The organism is Citrobacter sp. (assembly GCF_050252275.1).
Lineage (GTDB): Bacteria > Pseudomonadota > Gammaproteobacteria > Enterobacterales > Enterobacteriaceae > Citrobacter_A > Citrobacter_A amalonaticus.
Window position 1 is genome coordinate 1 of sequence record NZ_JBFWLF010000133.1, and the last position, 11,851, is coordinate 11,851.

Annotated in this window: 3 protein-coding genes and 1 pseudogene; all 4 read right to left on the bottom strand. The window is 47.2% G+C overall.

Features of this window, described 5'->3' with window-relative positions; translation table 11 throughout:
- Positions 1-369 (bottom strand): annotated as a pseudogene (locus tag AB7E14_RS12750) (PD-(D/E)XK nuclease family protein); the annotation flags it as partial.
- A 7-nt stretch (positions 370-376) separates the two neighbouring features.
- Complete coding sequence (locus AB7E14_RS12755; protein ID WP_428169573.1) at positions 377-6,325, bottom strand: DEAD/DEAH box helicase; 5,949 nt, start codon at positions 6,323-6,325, stop codon at positions 377-379.
- Positions 6,326-6,339: 14 nt separating this feature from the next.
- The gene (locus tag AB7E14_RS12760; protein ID WP_316962815.1) at positions 6,340-9,120 is read right to left on the bottom strand and encodes a kinetochore protein; all 2,781 of its coding nucleotides are present in this window, start codon (positions 9,118-9,120) and stop codon (positions 6,340-6,342) included.
- A 35-nt stretch (positions 9,121-9,155) separates the two neighbouring features.
- Positions 9,156-11,851: hypothetical protein (locus tag AB7E14_RS12765; protein ID WP_428169574.1), on the bottom strand; the 2,696-nt coding region annotated here is incomplete at its 5' end.

Consider the following 11,851-nt stretch of genomic DNA (forward strand, 5'->3'; position numbering starts at 1 on the left):
AACAGGTGGCATAAGCGATCTGACGTAGCGGATCTGGGTAACAAGCATTTGGCGTGACACCAGCCCGGCAACGCCGTGACGGTCATATATCCAGTTTGCTACCGGTCCGGCGCGTCGATTGGCTGTCAGCGCGGTCGTAAAATCATTTTCCAGTTGCCTAAGGGTATAATTCTCGAAAGCGGCCTCCCGATGTGTCAGTGAATTGACGCGCTGATGTATTACCTGGCCCAGAATGACTGCCGGATGCAACGGTAAACGTGCGTAAGAATGAGCTTCACTTTCCAGCAAGTATTTCGCCGGACAAACAGCGAAACTCCCCAGCAGAGAAGGAAGCACCGGATGAGTACGCGATAGAGTCATTTCATTCATTGCATTATCACTCCAGAGATGAGGACGCCTGAGTCCGTAATTTCGCCATTTCAGTCCCCATGCGGCGGGACAACGCAAAAGTATTCGTCGCGTCTACGTCCACCTCATATGAAAATGCCTCAAGTTCGGGGTTTGCAGCAAATGCAGCATCGGGATCCCAGAATGGATGCAGTACGGCGGCCCACCGCCCGTCACCGGTGCGAATCACGGGTATATTCCCCATCACTTTTACGTCACTGTCGCTGTATAGCGAAGCGGCCTCTTTAGCTAATCGTAGGGCATTTTCCGGCCAGTCAGACACGCCCGGAGATGTAAAATCACCGTTCAGCCCGGCGTTATAGGTTTGATCCAGAAGAAGTTGAATAACATCCAGTCCCAGACGCCAGTCCAGCAACCCGTGATACGGCTGGTTTCCGTATCGGTGCAGGCAGTGATAACATCCTTGAAAGCATCGTTCGCGATGATCGGATTGCAGGAACTCAGCCAGCGGGTAAGCCGTTTTGTTATTTAAAATCTTCTTCATGACCTCAAGTATAATGAGAGAACCGGATGCGTCCTTCTGCTGCAGCCGTTCACATAACCCTGAACCATTAACCAGACGATCGGCCATTTGCAGAACTGGTACCGACTTACCGTTTTTCAGCATTTGAACGCGGGGTTCCAGAATTTCAATTTCTTCAGGATCAATATCCAATAGCTCTTTTGATGCATAGTTAACAATGATAAAAGACGCCGAGAGCGCAGCAGCTCTGAATGCCGGAGTTAGAGTGGAATACTGTAGCCGGAGACCCGGCGGGGTTTGGGCAACCATCAGCGCAAGTAGATCAGTCACTTTAGGCGCGGCAAGATAAAATGTGTTTCGGGTTTCTCCCCGATCGTTAAAGCGGTTTTTAACTAACAGGTCGGCCTCAATAATTTGACTATCTATCCAAACCCGGTTAGCCCAAAGCGGCTGGTAGGTCCCCTGCTTTCTGAAAGGGACCGTTAGGCTCCCCTGTGTTGCGCTGAAACCACGCCATGTTTTATCGGTATAAATTCCCCGATTCAGGCGGTGCAGACATGTCTGCGGCTGAAGCTGTATCGCCACATTAACGTCAGGCTCTGGCGTGGCAGAAAAAGTGTAGGCTTCTGCAATTGATACACGACTGGCCGTGGTCAGGATCTGATCAAAATCCTCTTTGGCCGATTTTGGCTCCAGCGTGGTGATAAATCCATAAGGAACATAGCATTGATAGCGCTCTGCCTTATCCATAACGGCACCGCAGATAGTACATTCGGTGGCCAGAGAGTTTGCCGGAGCCCAGATGTTGCACACCGGACAGGCGGTCATTGTTCTGAGTTCACCCGGTTCGCAGGCATTTGAATAAAATGATCGTGGATTTTTTCTGCTCTGTTTAAGCAGTCCACTATAACCTGCTGTAAAGTAGCGTCGTTTATCCTGAACCAGAATTTTTCCGGGGGCAAATTCCTGTATCGCAATATCCAGATCGCGGTCCATGCTGGCGAATTCGATTTCTTTTTCACCTGTGCTGACTGGCCTTGTCAGCAAAAGGCGTGATCGGGTCGGCATGCCATACATTGGGAATTTACCGTGTTCCGCCAACGCTTCTGCCAGTCCTTTCGCCTCCATCGCGCTGTCGTTCAGTACGGCGTTGATATCCTGAATCAGCTGTTCCGGCGTCAAAGGCTGAATAATTTTCTGGAACAAATATGGGTTTTGCTGTGTGCTGGTCCGGGCAAATTCATCGCGCGCCAGGATGGTTGCTTCGATGGCCTGCCGGATTTTTGGCAGCCAGTCCGTTTGGTTTTCTTTCAGCCAGTGCACCGGGAAAAACTCACCATGGTTATCAGGGACGTGTGCGTAGTCGTCAACCGGCCATGGGTGATCGGCTTTTTCCGTTTGCTGCCTTAACCATTTGAATGCCGACACCAGCCAGATTTTTCGTACCAGTCTCTGGCAGATCATTTCCAGCTTTGTGGTCAGAAACGGTGGCGGAGGGAGATCGCCAGTAATTTTTTCCGGGTGGCGGAAGTAGAACAGATCGTGGCTCTTGCTGCGACACGCGGTTAAGACGAATGAAAACGCCTGTCCACGTCGTCCGGCACGTCCGACACGCTGTTGATAATTAAAGCGCTGTGGTGGCATGTTGGCCTGAAAGACCGCGCGTAAATCACCGATATCCACGCCCACTTCCATGGTGGTGGTTACGGAAAGCACATCGACCACGCGAGCTGCCCGGTCAAGGTCTCTATCGGGCGCAAAATCTTTCATTCCTTCCGGTAAAATATCATCGTCGTCGGCAATCAGAATACCTTTAAACCGGCGTAGCCTTGCCGCCGGATTTTCGGTCATTCCAGTCAGTTCCTCTGAGCGCATCCTGTGAATACCAGAAGAATGTGAGAGACGTTTGCCGAGATAGTGTTGCATCTGGAGCGTTTTTGCCTCACTGCACGGCGTTTCTGGTAAAGGAGAGTAGCAACGAGTACAGATTCCCGCGCCGGTGTGCATGTGTATACGCCCACAGCGGGAGCAGCGCCAGACGCGATCTGTAGGTTCCGCCAGGCGAAAATGCATTTTACCAATATCAATAATACCGCCCTGATGACCCGCCAGCTCTAGTCGCCGGAGAAAACTATCAATTAAAGATAAAGGCTCGCCTCCTGAACACTGGCATATCTCCTGTGTAAAACGGTACAGGCGGTTTCTACGATTGACATCGCGCGCTGAACTCCATGGAGTTTCTGGCTTTGTATATTGTGAAGGGGTAACCCGGTATGCGTCCGCCAACACACGAAACATTGCGTCATAAATCGCGAGATGTTCCCGTGAGTCGTTTCCGGTAATGGGAAGGCAGGGATAACCCCAACCGGACTCTTCCAGCGCGAAGTAGGTTTTACTGAATACGCTTTCCCCCACCAGCCGTTTCAGATCGCGTGAAATCTCCTGTCGTGCCACAAGCAGGTTGTCTTCATAGGATGGAAGCGCCTTCCAGCACCACTCCCCCTGCGTGTTTTTTTCAAAGAGTTGTTGCCATGCAAAGGTCAGCGTGCCTTCTTCATGTTTTTCTGGATCGGGAACAGGCGCGATGCCAGTACGATCGGAAGGGTGAATACCTGCATCTACCTGCGCCCTTAACAGCGGGCCAAGCGGTTGACCTGCATCCGGTGATTCAGGTTCGAGGATTTCACGCAGAGGTATGCTGTCAGATTCAGGCTTTGATAATAACCCTCTGATTTTCTTTCGTTCATCAGCAAGTTGATCCAATTCATCCTCTTCCTCATCCGACCTTACGCTGAGGTTAACTAGTGTTTTGTTCCGGTTCTCTATCTCTGCCTGGCGTATTTTTAGTTGGTTATGGGACGGTTTATCAGCCGCAATAGTCTGTAGCGAATGGACAACAATTTCTCGTCTGACGTCGTCATGGTGACCCGATTCCAGATCGAGCGCCGCCCTTGCGGCATCTTGACGACTGTCTGAAAACGTTACCAGTTGCTCACGGTTACCCGATCGCTGTAGTTCCGCCATTAGCGAGCTGGCCAGTAGTTGTGTCGTTTTCGAAAAACCGACGCGAAAGCTACGGATTGGGGAGAGCTTACCTTTGCCGTATTTATAGGACGTACCACACGCCGGACACTGAAAAGGTAGCGCCGTTCCAGGTGACTGGCTGGATGACTGGCCTCTTTCCGAGGAGGCAAATTCACCGGGTTTGACGTAATAGAACCAGCCCGCTATATGGTTTTCCGGTAGCGGTTTTAAGAGCGATACTGGGTGTTGAATAGTGGCGGTAAATGGATCGTAGCTGGCTTTTACCCAAGTACCAAAAGTATTGTCATTATCGCTGTTTAGCTCCTCATTTCCTTTCGGCCAGAAACGTTCGACAACGGGCATAAATAGCGCGTATTCTTCAGCAGATCGGCGTTCTACCATGACTGATTTTGCGTGTTCGGGCAGTTGTTCCGTATCAGGGTCGTTGGGTAAAAGTTCAATTCGACTTTCTGAACCGGAAAAGACCGAAGGTTTACCCCCCCAAAAGAGATTACCGCAACATTCACAATAGAGTAATTCGACACGCCGCGATTTTTTATCTTTGCCGTAACGTAAGCCGGACTCCACGGTAAGATCGCCAAAATATCTTTGATTAATTTCTTGCGCAGATGCAGCGCTAGGGACGGGCAATGGCGCGACATATAACCCCTCAAGAGCGCGCAAAAAAGCATGAGCGCGGAAACGTGGCGCACCGATATCATCAGGAAAGGCATGTGAAAACCATTGCGGCCAATCTCCCTCAGTCGAACGTAACCAGATTAATGCCTGGAGCGCTTTGTCACTATGGGGTTGGGCGTTAAAAAGGCGTGAACTAAGCATTTTGATTGACGTAGCTCTCGGAGAATGATCGTCCGTATAGCAGCCACTTTCAAGCAGGTTGCCCGCCTGTAAAACGACACGTTGCGCTAGTTGTTCTGTAGAGGCTTCACTGGCTGTCATTTCCATGCTGCGGGCGACATTCTGCCAGTGTTGTAATGAGGTAAGTGGTGCTTGCTGTAACTGAAGCACTGCGTGATAAAACGCCTCCCGATCCCCCTGGAAAAGAGACATATTGCCCGGGGGAAGTGGGTCACCTTTAATAATACATTCTCTCCAGTCGTTGGAAGAGGCACCTGCGGGTAATCCCCGCTGACCGAACATCCCCCATAAATATTCGACGCTTTGATCACCTTCAGCACCTTCAACGGGTAAAGAGGCGCTGGAGGCCAGAATGCGCAATTTGTGTCGGTGTTTTTCCTGATCCAGCCCCAGCCGATTGATCAAATGTTTAAGCAAGTAGCTGACTTCAGTACCAGCGGTTCCTCGCTGTAGATGAAGTTCGTCAAGAATAAGATAAAAATAGGCATCAGGATCGCGCTCAATCCACTGTCGGGTTTGCTCAAAAATAGGATCGTCCACCTCGCGAACCAGCATCGTTGAGAGCATGCTGGTGTTGGTGATCAGAATATCGGGCGGTGTCTTTTGCATTTCCCAGCGGCTGAGAACCTCTCCGCCAGCGGTTCGGGGGAAATTAAACGATAATTCGTTATCCTTGTCCTGCTGCGCTTGTCGTACCGCCTCCTGATGGGTCTTTTCCGTTAATTGCATATATTCACGCAGCTCAGTGATTTTTTTAGCCACGCGCTTTTTCTCATTTTTTTCTTCACTGAGTCGGGGATGTTTAAGCCAGCCAGTTACTTTAGTTGCGCTGGTATAACGGCCAAAGAAGATCCGGTTGCCGCCGAAATGCGTATCCATGACATCATGAGCTTCGCTGGAATCCAGCGCCCGTCGCATACGTACCAGTTGATCTTCTACCAAGGCATTCATCGGGTAGAGGATCAGCGCGCGTACCGCTTTCGGACGAGCAGCGGCTTCATGCTCGCGCATGAAGCTGGGCTGTTTATCCGCAACCTTATGCCACCACGGTTGCCAGCACTTCAACGCCGGGCTTTGCGGCCAGCCGGTAGCTTCTTTTGCGATCTGTGCCAGAACAGGCAGTAAAAATGATTCGGTTTTACCGGAACCAGTCCCGGAGGTGACAATGCCCGGTTTCCCTGGCTGTACCCCTCTTTTCAGCATGTCCAGTTGATGGGTATAAAGATTAAAACGTCCCTTAGTTGAATCCGTTTTATTGTGGGGCAGAAGTCCACCTAAACAGAGGTCGATGAATGCCGCCCTTTGTTGCGCATTAAACCCTGGCAACCATGTCTGACCATAAGCATCATTTCGTAATTCGCTGATAGTTAAGCCATAATGCTGATATCGGGGCATCGGTTCAAGAAATAGATCGGCACATAATGTCCCTTGCTGTTCCAGTAACGCTCGCCGTTCAGACTGTATGTCTGATGAATCAATACGGAAGGCTGTTTCAAGGTACGAAATATAAAAATCTCTTATTGATTCAAATGTTTCCAGTGGATTATTCATTATTATTCCTTTGCTTATAACTGGAAAAGGTGCTCAAGTACGCTTGCCGATTCACCGCTAGTCATTTCCTGAACATATGGCCCTAATTCCGGTGCAAGAATGTCAATCGTGGTCGCAATATCTTGTGTTGTACTACGACCGAGACCGTAAGCCAGACGGGCAACGGCTTGCGCTTGTTCATCAGGAAGTAAAGAGAGTAGCGCTGCTTTTAGTGCTTCCCATGGCGCACAAGCCGGGTGCTCTGGCTGGTGGTTGTCCACATAGATTGTCTGCCATAGTTCTGGGGCAATACGAGAAGGCGTGATGTCAGTATTTTGCTCAAATGGCCGTTCATCCGACCATATATTCTCTGCCAGAAACAGAGGTAACTGGTAAGCAAGAGGAGCCTGTAATGGAAACGTGCTTTTCCCGGTGGTGAATGTGAGTAAAAAAAGTATTGGGTGCCGGATGGGCAAATGTCGCAAAGCCTGTCGCCGATCCGTCCAACTGCATGCGGCAGGATGGGGAGTTCTGAATAAACACTCGTGGAGTTCGGGGAGCAGCGTTTCTGGCGGAGTACGGTTAAAACCACGCAATTCAATAATGCTCGCCAGCCCTGCCTCTTGTTGTTGGGTCAAAAAATCGCCCAGTGTCATGGTATGAGTATCGCCGGATAAGCGGATCAGCGTGGGGGAGTTCATTAAATCGCTGAAGCTAAAATGATCGCTATGTACCGATACTTCCCCCCAAACATTACCGGCTAAAAGGTTCGCTAATGAAGCGATAGTCTGTTTTGTCTGTTTTCCCATCAATCCGATCGCGGGTGTGATACTCGCAGTGGCAATCAGGCTGGATAATAAAGATTCACTTAGTCCCGTTGCCTGTGCCTGTTTTTCGATAGCCAATGATAGTTGATGCTTGCGAGTCAGGATGCTCACCTCTGCTAATGGGAAATTAGAATTTACTGATTCGGCTACAGGTTCTGGTGTTATCCGTTGTTGGACAGGTTGTTCCTGCGCTGTTTCATTTTTGATAATCGCCCGCAGTAGCGCTGTCTGGGCTAGCGTTTCCACTCCCGCTTGAGATGCGGCTTCGAAGGTCTTTTTAATCCGTTGTTCCAGCTCATTTTCTTGCTGACGTAGTGCTTTATTAATTCGATCGGTCTCTTTTTTCAGTTTTTTCTTCTGATCGGCTATTTCATTTTCAAGCTGGATTTTCTTTTCAGATAATACCATTATTGATTGTTTAATCTGATACTGTTCGTCTTCGTAACGAGTCAGTATTTCCTGTTTCTCAATATTAATTTGCGCCTCAACCTCAGGTAAAGCCAGTAACTGTTGAGTCGTATCATTAAGAAAGGATCTTGTATCTGCTATCTGTTCCAGATGAGATACTGCACGAAGATAGGATGCCTCATTATCAGATTCATGTTCAGCAATAAAATGGGTTAAGTTTTGTAGCTGCCCTTTACTGAATTGAGGGAAGTCTTTTGCTGAATCAGTTCGTTTAAGCAGGCGTTTGATCCACGTAGTAGCTTCAGCACAATCATACTTTTCACTCACCTGAGGGAGTTCAGTGATCACCGTGAGGGCATGAGAACCAAGTAATGTCTGAGGAACCTGACGATAACTCTCCAGCGGCATATCAAAGTCATATTTTTTAGGATCAGACAAGTCACCCGGTAATCTCAGGGATACTCCATCACTTAGCTGAAAAATGACCGACGTATCGTTTTGCGGTTGGTAGCTGGTGAGTAACCACTCTCTGACAGTATCAGGTTCATCAGAGGCATGAGGCAGCGCGACGACAGGATAAACGCGCGACAGGTAGTCAGTAATGACATACTGCGCGGGTTTATCAGACGGCTGATATCGGGCTTTCCATATTGCAATTTCACCCCGAGTAAATTTTTTGCTGAAATGATTCTCAAAACCAATGGCTTCACCACCATGAGGGAAAAGATCTTTTACCAGTTCCTCCGGGAGGTCTCGTAGGTTGCCATTAATTAATAGACTAATCGGCGTTACAAAAAAAGCGCCGGACGCGGTTAACGCTAACACTTTTCCAATGAACATAACTTCGTCCATCGAACTGTCGATTTCTTTGGAAACAACGGGAGGAGCCTGTATTACACTGGTACCATCCATTTTTTTAAGGTCGTGACTGGCTTCAAACTGATCGATAAGTTCACCCAATTTTCGCGCCAGCGGTAAAGAATGTTCTGATAGCTTTGTCCGCCATCGATTATCGGCTGTACGCGTTCCCCTAAGTGCGTCAACCAATCCCCCAACAAACAGTGGAATAGTGCGCTCTGGCATAGAAATTTCTTTACCCTGACTAATTAAGGCACATTGTTCAATGTCTTCGTCAGTGAAATTAATTGTCAAGGAGTCAGAAACACCATGTTGGGGTAAATCAATTTCTTCACCATTCAGGAATTTCGTTATAATTTCAGGGCAGTCAGAAGAAATATAGAATCCCAGAATGGTGCGCCATAACGGTTTACAGAGTTCAATATCTTCTGCATTACTTTCTGCTTCTAACAGATCTCTAAGAACAATTTGTGGGTCATTTTGTTCAGAAAACGTTAAATTTTCACGAAGCCAATCAGACACAACAGGTTTGGCCTTAGGTGGTAACGTACGGAGAAAATGTAACCTTTTCTCCGGTCCTTTCGGTAAATTATCCGCTTTAGCGCCATTTCTGGTGAGTCTTTGCTTGCACTCTTGCAAGCATCTGATCAATTCATGAGATTCTGTACCGAAGTAGTACATTTGGCCCAGCCGGTCGCTGATAATATTTTTCTTTTTAGCCATCTTAAACGTTCTCCTTACCACCTGATTCTGTAAAATTACTGTAAGGTTTTGCGCAACTTGCGTGTTGTCAGCGCTCTGTTCCGTCGTGCCAACGCTCGTTGACAGGAGGGGAAGGTCATTACATTGTCCCAGAGTGGAACTTTCCCCCCTGCAAATAAGTAACCACCGTTATCTGTTATCGACAAGCATCCATGGGCAACATGGATCCACCACTGTAAAACGGAGGGCGGTAACGCAATAATTTTCGTTGACCAGCACCAGCCACTATCGCCTTTTTGCACACCAACCGTTTCTCCTGAACATATCATCTGAGCCATTAAGGCCCAGGAGAAGCTATCGGTTTGCCAGTATCCAGCATTCTGCCTAATAAAATAACGATAACGCTGTTTTTCCTGACACCGTATCAATAGATTATTTGCCGTTTGAGTAATCCGCTGTTCTTCTGACCATTGGTATTTTTCAGCTTGCCATAGCGACACATGGAGATCCGGGGGTAAAGCCGGGGTAAACTGCATTTGAGACATCGGTAGCAATACTCCGCTCAAAGCATTTACGGGGAAATCGTCGTGATTAACCAAACGTAACCCAAACTGTTCAATGAAAGCATGGACACGCTCTCTGGCTGACAGATGCAATTCAATACAACCCATTGAACAGCCGTTATCCTCAACTAACCGACGCCCTATTCGCTCACCGTTATTAAGTGCTTCTTGTAGAAGATTACGTTCACTTTTTGTAAACATCCCCAGAATTCGGGCAACAATTCCCTGCTCAGTGACATCAACGGAAATGGTTCTTTCAGCCAATGAGACTAACGAATATGGCGCATGACGTCGTTGTACTACACAAAGCCACCCAGCGGCAAAGAGCATGCGACGCAATTGCCATTCGGGTATCCTCGTTACCTGTGATACCGGTTCAATATGTTTTTTTAATTCACCAAAAGGCAATGTGCTACGGCGTTGAAAACGCAAGGCCAGCGCTTCAGCGATCCAGTCAAATGCTGCGGGTATATTATGTAATTCAGTATATTGACATGTTACAGGAAAGCCATTTTCATACTGCCATAACATCTGAGCACCACTCAATGGCGTTATTTCTTCGCGTTTCAGTGGGGGGATCACTGCCGTATCCCCTAACGCCATTAATACTCCCGATGGTCCATCAGTCAGCCAATCATGTGGCTCTGAAATTTTACAATAAGTGGCGTAAGGCGCATGATCTAACACGTGCACATCAAAATTTACTGGGATATCTGAATGCGCTAACGTAAGTTCGTAGCGACAAAATGCCTGACCAGATATTTCCATCAACTCCTCTGGTGGAATGAATAATCCTTCAGCTCCCTGAGATAGCGAGCCATGAGTTAATTCTTCTCCGTCTTTATTGCTGATGACATAGCATCCTCTTAGTACTTCAGGCATATGAATTATCGGTGTACTGGCAGGGTTAAGCAGTATAGCCTGTCCAAATCGTGCTGCACCTGACATACGAGGTCGAGCAGGCTGCCATCCCTGTATTAGAAAACGACGGGCTTCTTCTGGTAACAAACGGGCAATCTTATCCAGCGTTTGCCTGCCAACTTTATCGGAAGAAACTATCGACCATTTGGTAGATTTAATATCCCGACGTTGTACTCTTTCGCCAACCTTCTTCAAGACAGTGAAAACACTGTCTGCATATGTATGATGAAGTATTAAATAGGTTGGAGAATCTTCATAATATTCTCCTTCTGAACTAATATGACAAAAATCATCACGAAAAAGCGGTAAACACCCAGACCGTAGTGCGACTCCCACTCGTGATTTATAGAAATAACCCTTCCGTTTTTTTAATAATAAATCCAAGGAATTTAATGTGGTGCCTATGTCTCGTTCGTAATATATATTATTATAGTTCTCTATTTCATTAGGCAAGGAGTAATAATGCTGGATTTCTGAGGCTGTAGCAGCAGCGTCATCCATAAGAAGATAAATCTCCGGATTACCTGAATCATTAAACTCCATGTGAATACAATACTTACCATTCTCTTTGAGTTGTTCTCTCTCCGTATGTACAGTGATATCACGAACAGCGCCCCAAAAAGGAGAGTCATAAGCCTGCTGCATGGCAGCCTTTGAAAGTAATGTTCTGAACTCAATAAACTCTTGGTTAAAAACCTCGCTAAAATAAGATATATATTGATGTACTACCTTATTAACTGATTCAAAAGTTGAATAGTTATCTAGTTTATTATCGATGAGAATATTCCGTAAAAAGACCTCATCTTTGTAGCAGGGAAAAGCAATTCTCTTGGAATACCCAATCAATCTTTCATGCTTTGATGGCCTTGGCAAGATTAAACGGGTACAGTTTTGTCTTTTACTACTCCATCTTTCTAACCTTTCCCATAAGTTGGGTAATTCAGTAAAAACAAATTTTTTATTTTTATCAAAGCCAAGCAGCAAAGAAAATCGAACCCGAAAATCCCCTTCGTCATGTGTTTCATCATCAGCACTGGCAGCAAGTAATGTTAAATATAAAACGGCAAAATAAGTAGGGTATCCTTTTATTTGCGCTAAAATGTCTAATCGCGACTCATCTCTGAGAGCATCCTGGATTTTAGACGCTTTTTTTCCAAACGAAATCAGGAAACTTCGCTTAGCATCCTCTTTGCTACGTGGACCTGCAAGTTGCTCAAAAATGCGGCCCGTAGTATCAATTCGGCTTAAAGTCGAGCCCGTATGCGAAG